The 16693-nt window shown below is 44.5% G+C and carries 13 protein-coding genes and 1 pseudogene; 7 read left to right on the forward strand and 7 right to left on the reverse strand.

Annotated features, from left to right (window positions below; genetic code table 11):
- Window positions 1-285: 285 nt before the first annotated feature.
- Together J4N23_RS18740 and J4N23_RS18745 are read left to right on the forward strand one after the other, a co-directional pair.
- Window positions 286-1452: an FIST signal transduction protein gene (locus J4N23_RS18740; protein ID WP_207429374.1), complete on the forward strand. Its 1167-nt coding sequence runs from the start codon at window positions 286-288 to the stop codon at window positions 1450-1452.
- Entirely contained in the window at window positions 1452-2660 is a 1209-nt protein-coding gene (locus tag J4N23_RS18745) for a cell wall metabolism sensor histidine kinase WalK (RefSeq protein ID WP_207429375.1), read from the forward strand. The genes J4N23_RS18740 and J4N23_RS18745 overlap by 1 nt, the downstream gene beginning before the upstream one ends.
- Before the next feature lie 151 nt (window positions 2661-2811).
- Here the strand turns inward: J4N23_RS18745 and J4N23_RS18750 are convergent, their stop codons facing one another.
- The gene (locus J4N23_RS18750) at window positions 2812-3447 is read right to left on the reverse strand and encodes an NAD(P)-dependent oxidoreductase (RefSeq protein WP_207429376.1); all 636 of its coding nucleotides are present in this window, start codon (window positions 3445-3447) and stop codon (window positions 2812-2814) included.
- An 81-nt stretch (window positions 3448-3528) separates the two neighbouring features.
- On the opposite strand from J4N23_RS18750, the gene J4N23_RS18755 reads away from it, so the two are divergent.
- The 4 genes and pseudogenes from J4N23_RS18755 to J4N23_RS18770 form a co-directional block, all read left to right on the forward strand.
- Entirely contained in the window at window positions 3529-3927 is a 399-nt protein-coding gene (locus tag J4N23_RS18755) for a helix-turn-helix domain-containing protein (protein WP_207429377.1), read from the forward strand.
- Window positions 3928-4323: 396 nt separating this feature from the next.
- Window positions 4324-5643 carry a trehalase family glycosidase gene (locus J4N23_RS18760; RefSeq protein WP_207429378.1) on the forward strand — a complete coding sequence of 440 codons (1320 nt, stop codon included), beginning with the start codon at window positions 4324-4326 and terminating at the stop codon, window positions 5641-5643.
- 436 nt (window positions 5644-6079) lie between these two features.
- Window positions 6080-7153, forward strand: a complete 1074-nt coding sequence (locus tag J4N23_RS18765; RefSeq protein ID WP_207429379.1) for a serine hydrolase — start codon at window positions 6080-6082, stop codon at window positions 7151-7153.
- Between the two features lie 127 nt (window positions 7154-7280).
- Window positions 7281-7454: pseudogene (locus tag J4N23_RS18770) on the forward strand (DUF4394 domain-containing protein); the annotation flags it as partial.
- A gap of 165 nt (window positions 7455-7619) precedes the next feature.
- Here the strand turns inward: J4N23_RS18770 and J4N23_RS18775 are convergent.
- Window positions 7620-9128, reverse strand: coding sequence for a carbon-nitrogen hydrolase family protein (locus J4N23_RS18775; protein ID WP_207429381.1), 1509 nt, complete (start codon window positions 9126-9128; stop codon window positions 7620-7622).
- Between the two features lie 474 nt (window positions 9129-9602).
- On the opposite strand from J4N23_RS18775, the gene J4N23_RS18780 reads away from it, so the two are divergent.
- Window positions 9603-10028, forward strand: coding sequence for a hypothetical protein (locus J4N23_RS18780; RefSeq protein ID WP_207429382.1), 426 nt, complete (start codon window positions 9603-9605; stop codon window positions 10026-10028).
- Window positions 10029-10433: 405 nt separating this feature from the next.
- On the opposite strand, the gene J4N23_RS18785 is transcribed toward J4N23_RS18780, so the two are convergent.
- The 5 genes from J4N23_RS18785 to J4N23_RS18805 form a co-directional block, all read right to left on the reverse strand.
- Complete coding sequence (locus J4N23_RS18785) at window positions 10434-11264, reverse strand: DUF4249 domain-containing protein (RefSeq protein WP_207429383.1); 831 nt, start codon at window positions 11262-11264, stop codon at window positions 10434-10436.
- 3 nt (window positions 11265-11267) lie between these two features.
- Window positions 11268-13595: a TonB-dependent receptor gene (locus J4N23_RS18790; protein WP_207429384.1), complete on the reverse strand. Its 2328-nt coding sequence runs from the start codon at window positions 13593-13595 to the stop codon at window positions 11268-11270.
- Window positions 13596-13784: 189 nt separating this feature from the next.
- Window positions 13785-14681 (reverse strand): bestrophin family protein, encoded by an 897-nt coding sequence (locus J4N23_RS18795; RefSeq protein WP_207429385.1) that lies wholly within the window; start codon window positions 14679-14681, stop codon window positions 13785-13787.
- 386 nt (window positions 14682-15067) lie between these two features.
- On the reverse strand, window positions 15068-15778 hold the full coding sequence (locus J4N23_RS18800) for an MBL fold metallo-hydrolase (RefSeq protein ID WP_207429386.1): 711 nt from the start codon (window positions 15776-15778) through the stop codon (window positions 15068-15070).
- A 59-nt stretch (window positions 15779-15837) separates the two neighbouring features.
- Complete coding sequence (locus J4N23_RS18805) at window positions 15838-16410, reverse strand: Crp/Fnr family transcriptional regulator (RefSeq protein WP_207429387.1); 573 nt, start codon at window positions 16408-16410, stop codon at window positions 15838-15840.
- Between the last annotated feature and the right edge of the window lie 283 nt (window positions 16411-16693).

Raw genomic sequence — 16693 nt, forward strand, 5'->3', positions numbered from 1 at the left:
ATGCAGTGCTGTTCGTAGAGACGCTGCGCTCAACTCTACGGACAGAGCGGGTTCGTGTTTGTTTTGCGATCGAGTAAACTAAAGTACCGTCTTCATTGTAGAGTTTAATAGTTCACATCGAGTGTTCTTTCCTTTTTCGGGAAGGAGTGTCACTCTGCCAACTGCTGTCTTCTCATGCACGAATTTATCGTATTGAGCCATACCGCGTTTCCTTTATCTAGCCTTATCGACCAAACAAATAATCCGACAGGAGGTTTATCAAAGGCTAATATTCCCCTATAACATATGACTCAATCTGCAGTAGTTTTTACTGAATTAAATGATGGCACAGAGGCGGGCCGAGAACTTGGACAAAAAATAAAAAATAAATTTCCTGATGTTGTTCCTGATGTTGTAATTGTATTTGCATCATCGATATATGATTACCCAGCCTTTTTAGGTGAATTAAAAAATGGCTGTAATCCTAAAATACTAGTTGGTAGTTCGTCTGCTGGCGAATTTACATCGAATGATTTCGGAACCGATTCTGCCTGTGCCATCGCTATACAATCTACAGATCTAAAGTTCAGGGCGGGATTTGCCACGGGAATCAAAGAAGACCGGGCCCTGGTCGCAGAGGAACTGAATAAAAACTTAACGGATATACACGACTATCAGTATCAATATTATTCAGCCATGATTTTTGCAGACGCTTTATCGGGTTATACTGACGAGTTAATTGATATTTTAACTGAAAAAACTACAGGAAAATACCAGTTCTTCGGTGGAGGGGCGGGCGATAATGCAAACTTTCAGCGTACGCACATATTTTACGATACTGATGCCTACACCAATTCGGCCGTCATCTTAGAGATTCTGTCGAACAAGCCAATTGGCGTAGGCGCGGCACATGGATGGAAGCCGGTGGGCGAAAAAATGCGGGTAACAGAATCGGATGGAATGAAGCTGGTAAGTTTGAATGCACGCCCGGCTTTAGAAGTATTTCTCGAACATGCAAAAACCACAGGCCAACAATTGGATGTAGAACAACCCATTCCTTTTTTTCTGCATAATATCATCGGCATAGAAATAGCAGGAGATCATAAATTGCGGGTTCCCCTGGCAGTGCTCCCTGATGGGTCGATTGCTATGGCCAGTGATGTACCGAATGGTGCGTATGTGAGTTTTATGACTACAGATAATAGTTGCTCGCAGGAAGCAGCAATGCTTGCCGCAAAAAATGCGATAGAGCAGCTGGGAGATCATAAGCCAAACGTGGCTTTGTTTTTTGATTGCGTTGCTACCAGACTTAGAATGGGTAAAACCTTTGATTTCGAATTAAACCAGGTAAAAGAAACTCTAAAAGGGGTTAACTACGCGGGCTGTAACACCTACGGACAAGTAGCAAGGGTCAATGGCCAATTTAGCGGATTTCAAAACTGTACGGCAGTAGTTTGTGTGATTCCTGAATAATGATTTTACAGTTAATTTCGGGATTAAGCGAAAGTTCTGAACGTATGCATGCTGCTTCGAAATTAGCAGAATATCTCGGAGGCAGCAGTCTGATGATATTTATACGCGATCCAGAAATTAACATTTTGCTACCGGCTCCAGGCTTCCAGCAAACTATTCCGGACGGGAACAAATGGCACTGTTTTCTAAATGATACCGCGAAGCAAGAAATTCATAAGGGTACTTTACCATTTCCCGACAATACTTCGTCCCTACCAGCTCTGGGAATAGCTGGTCCCTCTCAATCGGTCGCAGTTTTATTGGGTAGGATACCTGAAGAGGCTCAACTAACTGAGCTCAGAGAAATTCTGCCTGTCTTAATATCGTTGTTTAAAAAAGAGCAGGAGCTATTAAGTGCCCGAATACGCATAGAGCTGGCAGAAAAAACTGCCGTGAAAGCAGAAAAACTTGCTAACACCATTGACCTGATGCGGGCCAATCTCAATGATGCACTAGTAAAGCAGGAAAAAGACAGGAAGGATATTGAGGAGTTGATGAGGAAAAAAGATGAGTTTATGAACGTGGCCAGTCACGAACTTAAAACACCTTTAACTTCCATGAAGGCTTTTCTTCAAATGCTCCAAAGGACGGTAACAAAAGGTGATAATGCTCATGCAATTAGGTTTATTGAACGCGCAAATGCTCAGGTTGATAGATTAACAGCTTTGGTAAACGATCTCCTGGACGTTAGCAAGATTCAGGCCGGGCAAATGGTTTATAACTTCAGCGAGGTTGCTATTGCAGAAGTTATCAATGAAGTTGTCTCACAAATACAAGTTGGCGTTTCTACACATAAAATAATTGCCGAAAATAATGTTCATGCAATTATTAAGTGCGATCGCAGCCGTTTAGAACAGGTGATTGGCAATTTCTTATCCAACGCAGTTAAATATTCACCGGATGCAGATGAAGTAGTAGTGACGTGCTCCTTGGTTGATGGGAACGTACGCGTAACGGTTGAAGATTTTGGGATAGGTATACCGGAAGAGATGCAAGCTTTCGTATTTGATCGGTTCTATCGTGTTCACAGTTCCTCCCAAAAGTTTCCGGGACTTGGTATCGGACTATATATTTCTGCAGAAATCATTAAACGCCATGGCGGACATGTTGGCGTAGATAGTGATGAAGAAAGTACACGATTTTACTTCGAGATTCCCGTGGTAGGATAACTCCCATTTTGTCATAAGTATGGAGCCCGGCTGGGAAAGGAGTACTATTATAAACCAGGCATATAGCTCCAAACCTTCTGAAGAAGGCAGATATAGGAAGAGCTATAGTGCACATCGCTTTTAATCCCCAGTGCCATTAGCGGGATCAGAGTTAATAGGCAATTTCAACTTTCGATTTGAAGGTGTGGCTGTCCGTAATATGATCTAAGATATAATGCGCGAGGTCTGCTCGGGAGATTGTTGGAATACCTTTTAGTGGTTGCTGAGTTATTATCCTATACTTTTTTGTAAGCTTCCCGTCGCTCAGTTTGGGTGCGCGGACCACCGTCCAGTTCAGCTCAGACTGGCTAAGGATATTTTCCATCAAAACCATGTCGGTGTAAATAGGTTTGTATATGCGCTGAAGAACGTTCTTTATAAGAAAGGTCATAATAAACGAGCTTTTTGGCGGAATACTAATAGCTCCGGACGAGATGCAAATAATGCGGCTTACCCCTGCATGTTGCATTGAGTCTACAATGTTTTTCATTCCCTGGGAATATAAAGTAGTAGGCTGGATCTTGGGAATGCCCAGACAAGATATCACAACTTCGTTTCCTGCAATATGCTCTTGAAACGTCTCGGGGCGTAAAACATCATTTTTAATAGTTTTAAGGTTAGGGTGTTGGAGGGTGAAGTTTTCAATATTACGGACCATCGCTTTAACCTCGAGTCCTAAAGCCAGAGCCTGTTCCACGACTTGTTTTCCTGTACCTCGAGATGCGCCGAATACAATTATTTTTTTCATTTTTTCTTTGCTTGTTGATTAGACAAAGGTATTTTAGTGCTTACTTTTCTGCAAGTACATACTCTAAAGTAAGTAGGCGTTATGACTAAGATAAAAGAGAGTTCAACTATTCAGTTTAATAAGCAAACCGTTTTCAGGCTCTGCCCGATAACTTACGCAATGGAGAAGATCGGCAGTTATTGGAAGCCAATTATTTTGTTCCACCTGATTAGTGGCAGCAAGCGTTATGGAGAGTTGAAGCGAGCAATGCCACATATCACAGAAAAGATGCTGATACAGCACCTGAGGCAGTTGGAAGCGGACAGTTTAGTTTCTCGGAAGGCGCTGCCGGTAGTTCCGCCGCAAGTTACTTACAGCCTTACTGAAGACGGTCTGGCACTAAAGCCCGTTTTACAGGCAATGGCGAATTGGGCGATAGATACCGGGCGTAAAAGCAAAGAGTCACTGTTCCAAAACCTAAATAATTTTCCAGATACCTAAACATACTGGCCCAAGCCTTGATTGCCTGGGCTGGCACACGGTGCTGTGCGTTCTTTCTAACACCCATGCTGACGCAGTGTGCTGCGTGTGTCTTTTAATAATTCTACAAATACTCTATTGCTACCAAACCCATATTCGGCTTTCAAGCTCATATGTAGTTCGGCTCTCCTTGCATTTGCCTGAAAACTAGTCTTTTTCAAAGCATTGCTGCCCTGTCGTGCCTCCTCCAAACTACCCGTGGTTTGGCGCAAGTAGGCCCGGCCTTAAGCGTCAAGTACTTGTATTCAAGTATCTCGCTGTTTGCTGGAGAAACAATGCTTTTGATGCCGAGCATTATAAATCCCACGTGCATAAGCTTCCAGTAGTGAACTTGTGCAAAGTTTACTATTTTGCGTTATGAACCGATTTCCACGCTTACTTCTCATTATTATATGTGTTTTTTCGTTGTCAGCGAGTGTTCAATCACAAACGGGGGGCAAAAAGTCGACCTCTGGCAATGGCTCCTGGGAACGCTTGATTACGACTGCTTCAACATCCGGTAAACCAGAATGGCGGCCGATGCTAACGTATCTTGCCAGGCTTCACAAAACCAACACACACCCGGCGGCCTGGCCGTTTGAATATGAGTGGGAGGGCCTGGGCCCGGGCTACGTATATGGAGAGGCTTTTGGCCACTGGGACATTGTACACATTACCCTTGATGTATTACACTCTTATCCGGAGCATGCCTTGCATCAGTTGTTAAATGATGTGAGAAATCAGGAGCCTACGGGCATGTTGCCTGGCTCGATTTATATGCCAGGAGGGATGTCAGGCAGAGATACAATATACTGGAATAAAAAAACCGAGGGGCATCCGCCGGTATGGCCGATAGCAGCGCAGGACTACATTAAGTACACCGGAAATAAGGACGTGCTGAAAAAATTGTATGGGCCTCTGATCAGGCAAATAGCCTGGTTTGAAAATAACAGGAAGGCTCAGGGGGAAGGTTTCTTCTATAATGATATCTTATTGAAAAGGTGGGAGAGCGGTGTAGATGAAGGAGTGCGTTTTGATGAGGTAAAAAAAGGTCCGCTAGCTTGCATAGATGCCACTTCGCATGTGTATAACTTGTATAAAATAGCCGGCGAATGGTCAAGGCAGTTAGGCTTCGATTTTCATTGGTATGACAAACGCAGGGACGATTTGAAGACGTTCATTAACGATTCGTTATATGTGAAGGAGAATGGGATGTTTTATGATATCTGGGCGGTGAAAGATCCATCTCTTCGCCACCTGGCGCTAGAAAGTATGTGGCCTCTGGTCACCGGGGCAGCAACTAAGGAGCAGGCTGACCGATACATTGACAATTATCTGTTAGATACCGCGGCATTTTTCACCGCTCACCCAATGGCTACTGTGGGCAGGAAGGATCCTAAATTTGAACAACGTATGTGGCGTGGGCCTGCATGGAATAGCATGACCTACTGGGCAGCCCGGGCATGTCTCAACTACAAAAGGGGAGATGCGGCAAAATTAATTCTTGAAAAGGCACTTGATGCGTCTGCACGCCAGTTTAAAAGAACCGGAACGATCTGGGAGTTCTATCATTCGCTGGGAGGCAACCCTGAAGACGTTAAGCGAAAGCCACATACGAAGTTTAACACACCGTCCAAGGATTATTTGGGACACAATCCACTCATCGCTATGGCTTTGATGTATGACTCGATAAAGTAGGAGCAAGGCTTAAGAAGGCCTTTCTTTCCGCTATTTTTTTGACCTAGGCCCCAACCCTAAATGTCAGCTTTTTCATGTCCAAAAAATTACATGGACTAAAAGCTGCAGTGTAATGTATATGAATCCGGGATTAACCCGATTTGTCGACAGACCGGCAGCGTCTACTTGCGCCAAAATGGGCGGCGAAAAGGGCTTGGTAGATACTCACCTTGTATAGTAGCATAAGCGGACGCTTGCGTCAGACCTGAAAGCAGAAGTACAGGACGCTGAGGCTATTGAGTTGCATACACTGCCACTTAGCGAAGCCTGCAGGATTTGGATCTGTCAACATGCCTTCACCGAAACAAACCTAAATAGTTATTCCACGTATAGGGTCTTTAAACCAAAAGTAGAATTTTCTGTCAGAGCATGGCGAGTGCTTTATCTTAAAGTTAAAATGAAAAGACTTCTATCAATTATTATGTTTGCTCTGCTTTTTATGCAATGCAGGAAAGCGGAGGAGCCTGGTAATCAAGCCCCCAATTCCTATTTTCCACCGGCCCACTCCGGCGAATGGGAGAGCATCAGGCCTTCGTCTTTGAACTGGAACGAGAATGAATTGAGCTCCCTGGCGACATTCCTTGAGCAAAAGGGCACAAAGGCTTTCATTATCCTGAAAGATGGGCGCATTGCTGTTGAATATTATTTTGATGGGTTTACTCCCGATAAGAGTTGGTATTGGGCTTCCGCAGGTAAAACCTTAACTGCCGCACTGGTTGGAATTGCGCAGCACCAGGGCAAACTAAGTATTAACGATAGAACCTCTCAGTATCTTGGCACCGGTTGGACCAGTACTTCCCCTGAGAAAGAGAATAAGATCACGATCCGGCATCAGCTGGCCATGACTACCGGCTTAGACGACAATGTACCCGAAAGTGACTGTACCTCGCCATCCTGCCTTCAATATAAGGCAGATGCTGGTACCCGTTGGTCTTATCATAATGCCCCCTATACCTTGCTCGAGAAGGTGCTTGAGTCGGCTACCGGCACTCCTTATAAATCTTATTTCCAGCAGATGATAGGAAGTGAAATTGGGATGGATGGATCATGGCTGAAGTCGGGGTTCAATAACGTATTCTACAGTACACCGCGCAGTATGGCACGATTCGGCTTGCTCCTGCTTAACAATGGACGCTGGAATGGAAAGGCCATTCTCCCCGCTGATTTTCTTTCTGCGCAATTTGCTTCTTCTCAAAACATCAATGCTGCATACGGTTACCTCACCTGGCTGAATGGCAAAAGCAGTTATATGCTGCCGCAGACTCAAATTAGTTTCAATGGTTTTCTCATTCCCAATGCGCCTGAGGATACTTACGCGGCTTTGGGAAAAAACGATCAAAAGATTTATGTAGTTCCGTCTCAAAATCTCGTTATTATCCGGATGGGTGAAAGTGCCGGAGATTCGCGCTTAGCAGCCTCGAGCTTCGATAATGAGCTATGGGGAAGGCTTCGAAAGGCTCTAAAACTCTGAAGGGCTATTCTGTGTAAGCGGACGAATCGAGGACTAATGGATACTCCTGACCATGAAACGAAATGTACTGATATTCTTTTAGCAAATTGCTGCACCCTAAAATCTGTAGTTTAGGGTTGGATGTACAAGCCGTAATGGATTTGATATCGGCGGAACCTCCGGAATGGCTTACGCTGTTTTAACTGCAGGGGGCGCAACGAGGTTATATACTATTAACACGACTACGGGCATGGCGACAGTGAAACCGGGTGTCAGCTTTAATACTCCGGTACGCGGATTTGCCCTTGGGTTAGGGTTTTAAATTGTTTTTTTGATACGTTAAAAGCCGCCTGTGCAGGGCGGCTTTTTCTGTTTCTGTCACGATATTAGTTTCCGCCTCCGCTTTCGTGTGAGTATGCAACTTTGAGCGAGGGCAGCGTACTTACCGATAGCAGCGAGGCATCGTAAAATTGTATTTTTCTCTTCGTTATTTTAATAGTTTAACCTCATATAGGTCCTTCCGCCTGTCTTTTAAAATTTTAACAGTGCCAAAATGATGTAATTCATCCAGCAGGTGTAAATCTACATCCACCACCAGCATCATCTCCGTATTTGGAGTGGTTTCTGCCTTAACAGCATTGGTAGGGAAGGCAAAGTCGGATGGTGTAAATACCGCCGACTGTGCAAATTGAATATCCATATTATTGACTTTTGGCAGGTTGCCCACACAACCGGCTATGGCTACATAGCATTCGTTTTCAATGGCCCTGGCCTGCGCACAATGCCGCACTCTGGTATAACCGTTTTGAGTATCGGTTAAAAAGGGAACAAATAAAATTTGCATCCCCTGGTTGGCAAGTATTCTGCTTAGTTCAGGGAACTCAACATCGTAGCAGATTAGGATTCCAACTTTTCCGCAATCCGTATCAAAGGCCTGGATTTTGTCGCCACCAACCATTCCGTAGTACTTTTGCTCATTAGGTGTGATGTGGATTTTTCTGTATTCATCCGTTTTTCCGGTCCGATGGCACAGGTACGTAGCGTTGTAAAGCTTGCCATTGTCAAGAATAGGCATACTTCCCGTAATGATGTTAACATTGTAAGAAACAGCATATTCATGGAGCTTTAGAACTATTTCTTCCGTGAGCTCTGCAAGCTTACGCATAGCTTCCATTTCTGGTAAATGGTTATACGGTTGAAGCAATGGGGTATTGAACAGCTCGGGGAAAAGGAGGAAGTCGGATTTATAGCCACTCACTGCATCAACGAAGAATTCTACCTGTTCGTAAAAGGTTTCCATGTCGGGGAAAAGCCGCATTTGCCATTGTACCAAACCAATACGGATTGTTTTCGCAGAGCGGGCAGAGGCATCTATTCCCTGGTAATAGATGTTGTTCCACTCAATAAGGGTCGCAAAGTCTTTTGATTCATGATCTCCCGGAAGGTAATTTTTTAGCACCTTCCTTACGTGAAAATCATTAGATATTTGAAAAGTCAGGGTAGGGTCGTACAATTCCTTGGCTTTAACTTTATCAATATATTCCCTCGGACTCATCGTTGCTGCATGCGCATGATACCCCGGAATCCGGCCACCGGCCACAATGCTTTTAAGATTCAAGGTTTCGCAGAGCTCTTTTCTCGCCTCGTACAGTCTACGCCCGAGACGCAGTCCTCTGTACTCAGGAGAAACGAATATCTCTATACCGTATAGGGTGTCGCCGTTAGGGTCGTGAGTTGAAAAAGTATATTCTCCTGTAATTAATTTATAGGTGTGTTTGTCGCCGTACTCATCGTAATCTACAATAATGGATAATGAACAAGCCACCACTTTATTGTCTACTGCAATGCACAACTGACCTTCCGGAAAAAGCGAAAGCAATTTAGCGATCGTTGCTTTGCTCCAGATTTGTCCGCCTAATGTGTCGTACGCCTGCAGCATTGATTCTTTCAGGTCATCGTAGTCTTCCAGCGTAAGTTTCCTTGTTTCAATATTCATAATGCAATGGTAGTCTTTAAAGAACGAATATCATGAATAAAAGTGTTGAGCCGGCAAAATGCGAGTATGGATTCGGCTTTAGAAGAGGTACATTTTTCTGTTGGGGCATCCCTGTTGTTCGATATGTTCCGCTTGGCAGGTCGAAATACAGATACTAGCACAAGCGGAGTCATCTCATCCCTAACCCTTCTCCTTCAAGGAGAAGGGAACCATCCTACCTTCGATCGCAGTTAGAAGCTATCTGGGGAAGTATCTGTTTTAAAAAGTGCAGTTGAAAGTTTGCAGAAACAACATTGGTAGTTTTCCCCATGCCGGCGCACGAGTGCCGCGTGTGTACAAAGTTATCGTACTCAACAGCCTGAGACATTTTTTATACACTAGCACAAGCGGACGCTTGGGCGAGATTGAGTAGTAGAGGCGGCTAATTGAATAAGCCTTTCTAAATTTCGATATATTTGAGCTTCATGACAAAAAATGAAGCCTATTAGAAGTCTTTTTCTGTTGATTATTTTCTTCGTAACTATCTCCTGTAAGAAAAATGCGGAGGAGTTTAATCAATTGTCTTTTAAGGTAGATGGGTTACTGAAAGAGGCCCAATCCCATGGTACAACCGTAACATTTCAGGGTAATGTTTACTATTTCGATGCAGAGGTCAGCGAAACTGAATGGCTAAGATTTAAGATCGTAAAAGGCATTGATGGACAACCTCTATTGTATGATATCCGCTACGCAGCCAAGGTCTCCGACGCCGACCTGTTGTACCAGGAGACGATCGGAAATTTACAATTAAGTGCTCAAGGGGAAACTCTGAAGGGGACGTTCGACTGCATTTTACGAAACAGAAGGGAAGAAACAATAAGTCTGGAAGGTTCTTTTGCTGTAAGGCCTTCCATGGACTAGTATTCGATAGAGATAATTAAAACGACGGCGGAAAAATATTGTACTGGTTCACCAAGTGGTACGTATCTCCTCATCCCTAACCCTTCTCCTCCAAGGAGAAGTGAACCATCCTCCCATCGATGGCAGTTAGAAGCTATCTTGGGAAGCTCTGTTTTAGAAGGTGCAGTTCCACTGCGCTTGAAAACTGCTAATAGTGAGCCGCTGTTACGAAACCTGCTACTAGGATTATCATGGGTATTTCCGGCTTTCTGTTCTATTACTTCTGCTGTTCATAATTCAATCGGCATATTATGATGCTACCAGAATTGCGAGCATAAAATAGCTAGCCCACGCGACAACCGTGGGCTAGCTAGGAGTACTTGTAATTTTAACGCCAACAACTTCTCTGCGCTGGCTATCCGCTATTTACTTCAACTTCACCACCGTTTTTAAACTAGAAGTGGTATGAGCACTAAAAACTCCAAGCGCGCCATTGTTGAAGTTGGAAGTCGGATTGGAGGGGGCTACCGGCGGACCGCCTTCTCCGGATATCTGAGCAATAGCGAAGTAATATTTGTACACGTTCAGATCCAGGCCGCGCATCTCAACCTCCAGCGAATCCCCTTCAACGAGCTCTTCTTCTAAATCCATGAAAAGCGTTTCGGTGACATCATTGCCATTCGTAAACCGGTCTTCAGTTAAAGATTCCTGGACTTCTTCATTCTTAGCTTTCATACGGAACAGGTATTGATTCTTTGCATCCTTTGGGTCCTTGTAATAAGCGAGTGGAACAATCACTTCCTCCCCGAAAAAAGACAGTTTTCTAAATCCCAGTGAGTCCAGCTTTACCGCTAGTGGCATAGTAGAGCTTGCGGTGTACACTTTACCTTCGACAGTTACGTCAAGTACATAGTTCGTTCCGGGAACACCTGCGAACCTGGGGCTTTTGTAGACGCCCTTTTCTGTTTCGCTGAAGGTGATCTTCTGTCCGCCCGGAAGGCTCAGTACTACCTGGGCACCGGAAATGCCGTTGAACTCATTTGTTTGGGTAAAGGGAATCGTTTTGGAAATCCTCACCACGTGGTTGGTGTCCCGGTCACTAACTTCGGCCTCAACAACCAGTTTGGGCTCCGAATCCTTCAGATCCACCTCTACTACTTTTTCGCAACTTGCGAGAAACGTACCTGCAAGAAGCAGCGATAGGAGTTTAGCTCCTGATTTCATAAATATCAATGCGATTGAATAAGATGCTTTCATAATTTAAAATTTGAAGTTCCACGTAACTGATGGGATAATGCCGAACAGCGTAGTTCGTACAGCTTGTGTTCTTGTCGCGTCATCCGGATCGTCTCTGAAATCCATGGTGTAGGTATTTTGCCGGTTGTACAGATTATAGATACCGAACGACCAGCTCGACTGAAGCTTTTTCCCTGGTTTTGCTTCCAGCGTAGCAGCCAGATCCAGGCGGTGATAATCGGGAAGGCGGTCGGCGTTCCTTTCAGAATAATAAAATACCGTTTTACCTTTCAGCTGATATTTGCCATTGGGGAAGGTAACTGCATTGCCAGTATTGTAAACAAAGGTCGAAGAGAAGGTCCATCGCTTGCTTGCTTTGTAAATACCTACCAGGGAGAGATCATGCGTGCGATCCTGCTTGGAAGGGAACCAGCTGCCGCCGTTGATATCATTGAACTGGCGTTCGGTACGGGAAAGGGTATAACCCACCCAGCCGTTTAAATTCCCGAAACGCTTCTTAAGGAACAGTTCCACTCCGTAGGCCCTGCCGTCGCCATAAAGCAGATCGGCTTCTACATTATCGTTGCCCCGCAAGTCGGTGCCGCTGCGGTACTCTATCTGATTAGACATGCCTTTGTAATAGACTTCAGCAGAAAATTCATATTTGTCATCTTTGAAGTTTCGGAAGTATCCTATGGCCACCTGATCGGCTATCTCCGGTTTGATGTTGTTGCTGTTCATCACATACAGATCGGTAGGAGAGGTGGATGTGGAGTTCGACATCAGGTGCAAGTTCTGTGTGTTCCTGGTGTAAGAAGCCTTCAGGGAACTTGATTTTCCCAACTGGTAACTTGCAGAAATGCGAGGTTCCGGGTTAATATATGTTTTAACAATTTCTCCCTCGTTGTAATTGCGGGTGGCAATGGTGTTACCGTCCTGGTCGTAAGTTCTGAAATCCCCCGGACCCAGGGCTGAAAAAGAACTTCCGCGGATGCCGTAAGTAATGTTTAGTTTGTCGCTAACCTTCCACTCATCCGAAATATAGATCGCCATTTCCAGGCCTGCCCGGTCTTGGATCTGATCGTCATTTACCGACGATGCCTCGCTCGCGGTGATTCTGCCCGGTTTGATCGTATGGTGTATCACATCCAGCCCGAAGCGTAAATTATGCTGGTTCAGGGAGTATTGAAAGTCTTGCTTAAGATTCAGATCCTGGATGGCCGACTTTACTTTAAAATCGCTCTGCTCAATAAAACTCTGGATCACATAATTGTAATTGCTATAGATGAGCGAGGTATTTGAAAATAAACGGTTGTTGAACAAATGATTCCAGCGTAAGGTAGCGGTGGAGTTGCCCCAATCGAAGCCGAAGGTGTTGTTTAGTCCGAGTTCATCTCTCCCAAAATAGCCGGAGAGGTAAAGCGTGTTATTCTGGTTGAGGCGGTAATTTACTTTGGCATTTAAATCGTAGAAATACAATACATTATTTCTGATGGAGGTATCGGGAGCAAGCTTCAGAAAGGCATCTGCATACGTTCTTCGTCCGCTGATGATAAAGGTGCTTTTATCCTTCACCAAAGGGCCTTCCACCTTTAGCCGTGATGAGATCAGGCCCAAACCACCTTCTACGCCCAGGTCGTTCTGGTTCCCATCGTTCATGCGGATATCGAGTACGGAAGCCAGCCTTCCGCCATATTGAGCAGGCATTCCGCCTTTATACACGGCTACATCTTTTATAGCATCCGAGTTGAAGGTAGAAAAGAAACCCAGGAGGTGGGAGGCATTGTAAACGGGTGCTTCATCTAACAGGATCAAATTATGATCAATAGAGCCGCCCCGGACGTAGAATCCACTATTGCCCTCACCAGCAGATTTTATCCCGGGAAGCAATTGCAGGGTTTTGATGATATCGCGTTCGCCGAACAAAACCGGTACATTCTCCACTTCAGCCATATTCAGTTTCGCCAGGCCCATCTGCGCACTTGAAACATTATGGTCTCTTCGCTCTGAAGTAATGACTACCTCCGCCAGCGCGTTATCGGCCTTTAGCGAAAGGTCGAGGCGAGTATTCTTATTAAGGTTCAGTGTTTGATGGAGTGTTCGGAAACCGATATAACTTGCGGTGAGCTGATACTCTCCTTTTGGTACATTAAGCGAGTAATAACCGTAAGCATTGGTGGTGGTACCATGGTCCCGGGCCCCTTTGAGCTTTATCGTTGCACCGATCAAAGTCTCTCCCGACAGAGAATCTTTGACAACACCCGAGATAGTGAAATTATTTTGCGCGAATCCATATCCCGCAAAAGAAAGTAATGCCAGAATAAGTACGCTAACCTTTTTGAATTGATTCATTATTTCTCTTTGTCGAATTTGTACCGCTAAGATGCTGCAAATTGGAAATTGTTACAGGCATCAATAGCGTTGAGGGTAGAGAAGCGAGGGTGACACTGGTTCGCACCCGGCCAGCCCGAGCTTGCCTAAAGCAAGGGGCGACGCAGTTTTTTTCAATCCGCTAGAACTCGAGGAGACGAACTGCCTGATTTACATTAATATTCCACCTTCGGGTTTTTTCTTTTGCGGTAAATTGGTGTCCCCAAGCATTTCTTTCAAATCAATTTCGATGTTTTGACTAATTGTAGTAACGGGTATATCATTCTCCCTGTTAGAAAAGGGATCCTGAATTTCAATAGCTATTTGTTCAATAATCAGGAAAATAAAAATAGCGCACATAGCCGCAGGAATTGTCATGTACCCAAACGCGTCCACCATCCCAAAGGGGATCAGGATAGCAAAGATGTGCACAAGCAACCAGGTAAAGTAGCTGTAAGGCACAGGAAAAGGTGTGTTTTTTATCCGCTCTGCTCCACCCAAGTTATCTGTTAATTGATAAACAGTCTCCTCAAGCCTTAGCAGCTCGATGTCGGTAATAATGCCTTCTTGTCGTAATTCTTTAATCGCATACACATTGTGTAAGAGTAGTAGATTTGGAATATGCGATTTTCTGATTAACTGTTCGTATTCTTCTTCGTATAGTAGAGGCTTAATTAAAGCGGCGGCATCCTGTTCTCTTAGCCGACAAGCCATTGAATGAACAAAAGCGATCTGTCTGTATACCAGCGCGTATACCAGCTCTTGCGAAATAGCGGATTCGTGCGTGAATGTAATAAGTTGCCTTGCCAGACTCCTTGAGTTATTTACAACGGAGCCCCAGATCTTTCTGGCTTCCCACCATCTTTCATAGGCCGAACTAACCCTGAACCCCATAAGTATAGAAAGAGCGATACCCAGCATAGATATTTCTGAAGAAGGAATCGCCAAATTTATTTTGTAAAAGGTGTGAAGTACCGTAACAGCTATTGACAAAATAAGATAAAACAAGAGCCACTTCCAGATAAGCAAAATGACCCTGATCGCACGAATGTTAGTTTCTATAATCATATAGTTTCCCCTGATCAACCAGTTTTGGGTATAAAAGAAGTTTCACCGCCTGTTGTTTGAGGGAATTTCATCTATTTGCTGCTGCTGGATATGTCCCGCAAGGCGTGTCGGTGCTTTAAACCGAACGGAACTGTTGGGCATCAGGCCATAGAGTTTCAAACCATTCTTTGCTGCGGTACTTCCAAGTAGAGCAGGTTTTGGTTCCGGAATTTGTACCGGATGCTCATGAAATAGGGGTAGGAAGAGGTACAAGTACACGTCGCTCCTGGCTCACCTAGCATACTTGCGACTTCGCCTTGGTTAGTGTCCTCGTACTGGTTGTAATGTCTCAATATGTCCCAGTTGAGTACCATGGTGACTACGGATAGCTTTAGCTCTTTTTTATTCTAGCCCAGCATGGTTTCGGCATAGTGCAGGAGCAATTTCCTGTTTACCGGATAGCCATGTCCAAGGTAAAACGTCTCTGTGTTTTTCGCCAGTAATTGATGAATGCTGTGCTTTACCAGCGACTTATCATGATGGAAGGGAGGATGCTTCATTCGTGACCTGCATAGAATACCGCCAAGAAAAATGCCGGAAGAAGCGAGGTCCATAATGATAGCTTCGCCGTTGTCCAAAACAATTGAAAGAGACCCGGGCGTGTGACCGGGCGTATGGATGACCGAACCTGCAATTCCAAATTCTTTTAGACTAAATACTTCATCGGCCCTCAGGATCAAGTCAGGTACCACCGGTGTTGCAGTATCTGCTGATAACTTCCATTTTAATAAATTCCAATACGCTTGTGTCGGTTTTAATGTTGCGACTAAAGATTTTCCCGTGCTTAAAGCAGGCGCATCGTTTTCGTGAACTAAGATCGGCACATCCAAAGCTTTACTTAACGCATTGGCACTACCAAAATGGTCTATGTGACCGTGTGTGATAACCAGCAGGCCGATGTCTTTCAAGCTTAATCCAAGAAGTTGGAGCTGTTGGAGGATCTGTTTTTCGCTGTCTGGGAGGCCGGCATCTACCAGGACATGTTTTTTTGCCCCCCGGATTACATAGCTGTTGATCATCCCGAATGGGAGAATGGAAAGTCGATTTATTTGTTGCATACCTTCTGTTTTAGGTATGCTAAATTCCGGAGTTGCTGTTTCAGAAAAGATGACAATTGTTAGGAAATGACTTTTTTTCTTATGCGGCTTAGCGACTCTGGTTTAATTCCCAGATAGGTAGCTATGTATTGAACAGGGACATGCAGGCCAATGCCCGGATAGTCTTTTAATAGTTGGAGATAGCGGCTTTCGGCAGTTTTTGTCAGGAGTTCGCGGGTGCGTTTCTGATTAAAAATTATTTCTTGCTCATAAATGCTATGACAAAAGTTTTTCCAGCTGATACTTTCAGCAATTAAGTGCTTGTAGCTATGGTTAGATATCGAAAGAACATCACAAGCGGTAATGCACTGAATGCTGCTGTCGGCTAGGGAATCGTTTACAAAGCCGTTAAAAGCAGTGATTAGGCTGTTAGCTCCCCGAATATTTGTGGTGATGTCCTCGCCAGTTTCATAATGAAAAGATCTTATAAAACCATTTACAATGAAGTAGAGATTTTTTGTACGTGTTCCTTCCGCTTCAAGCATACTCCCTTTGGAGAATCGCCCAGTTACAAAACTTCTTTTAATCAGATCCAACTCTGCCTCGCAAAGCCTGCTTGTGTTGTTAACTTGTTGAATTAGCGCTTCTATCATAAGCTCCGGTCTTAAAGATGCACAAAATACGATAAAGCAGGAGGGAATTGGGCATGATAAGTTTGCGTTCCTGAATCGGGGGATATGCAGCAGCCATTTTTTGAGCTATTCATGGAGGCCCTTGCAACGCACTTGTGCTGTATGTCCTTTCCAATTTTCCTCCGGAGGCTGGACGGCAGCAAGACATTATGACCAGCGGGGGTGAAAATATTTTGTATGCGAGAATAAGTCTATTGTTAGAAAATAGGGACACGTGGTACTACAATTATTTTATGCCCGGTGT

It is taken from the genome of Pedobacter sp. SYSU D00535 (assembly GCF_017355855.1).
GTDB lineage: Bacteria > Bacteroidota > Bacteroidia > Sphingobacteriales > Sphingobacteriaceae > Desertivirga.

What these genes read in the sequence shown, in the direction of transcription:
- J4N23_RS18740 (WP_207429374.1), top strand. Translation starts at nt 286, where the DNA reads ATGACTCAATCTGCAGTAGTTTTTACTGAATTAAATGATGGCACAGAG.
- J4N23_RS18745 (WP_207429375.1), top strand. Translation starts at nt 1,452, where the DNA reads ATGATTTTACAGTTAATTTCGGGATTAAGCGAAAGTTCTGAACGTATG.
- J4N23_RS18750 (WP_207429376.1), bottom strand. Translation starts at nt 3,447, where the DNA reads ATGAAAAAAATAATTGTATTCGGCGCATCTCGAGGTACAGGAAAACAA.
- J4N23_RS18755 (WP_207429377.1), top strand. Translation starts at nt 3,529, where the DNA reads ATGACTAAGATAAAAGAGAGTTCAACTATTCAGTTTAATAAGCAAACC.
- J4N23_RS18760 (WP_207429378.1), top strand. Translation starts at nt 4,324, where the DNA reads ATGAACCGATTTCCACGCTTACTTCTCATTATTATATGTGTTTTTTCG.
- J4N23_RS18765 (WP_207429379.1), top strand. Translation starts at nt 6,080, where the DNA reads ATGAAAAGACTTCTATCAATTATTATGTTTGCTCTGCTTTTTATGCAA.
- J4N23_RS18775 (WP_207429381.1), bottom strand. Translation starts at nt 9,128, where the DNA reads ATGAATATTGAAACAAGGAAACTTACGCTGGAAGACTACGATGACCTG.
- J4N23_RS18780 (WP_207429382.1), top strand. Translation starts at nt 9,603, where the DNA reads ATGAAGCCTATTAGAAGTCTTTTTCTGTTGATTATTTTCTTCGTAACT.
- J4N23_RS18785 (WP_207429383.1), bottom strand. Translation starts at nt 11,264, where the DNA reads ATGAAAGCATCTTATTCAATCGCATTGATATTTATGAAATCAGGAGCT.
- J4N23_RS18790 (WP_207429384.1), bottom strand. Translation starts at nt 13,595, where the DNA reads ATGAATCAATTCAAAAAGGTTAGCGTACTTATTCTGGCATTACTTTCT.
- J4N23_RS18795 (WP_207429385.1), bottom strand. Translation starts at nt 14,681, where the DNA reads ATGATTATAGAAACTAACATTCGTGCGATCAGGGTCATTTTGCTTATC.
- J4N23_RS18800 (WP_207429386.1), bottom strand. Translation starts at nt 15,778, where the DNA reads ATGCAACAAATAAATCGACTTTCCATTCTCCCATTCGGGATGATCAAC.
- J4N23_RS18805 (WP_207429387.1), bottom strand. Translation starts at nt 16,410, where the DNA reads ATGATAGAAGCGCTAATTCAACAAGTTAACAACACAAGCAGGCTTTGC.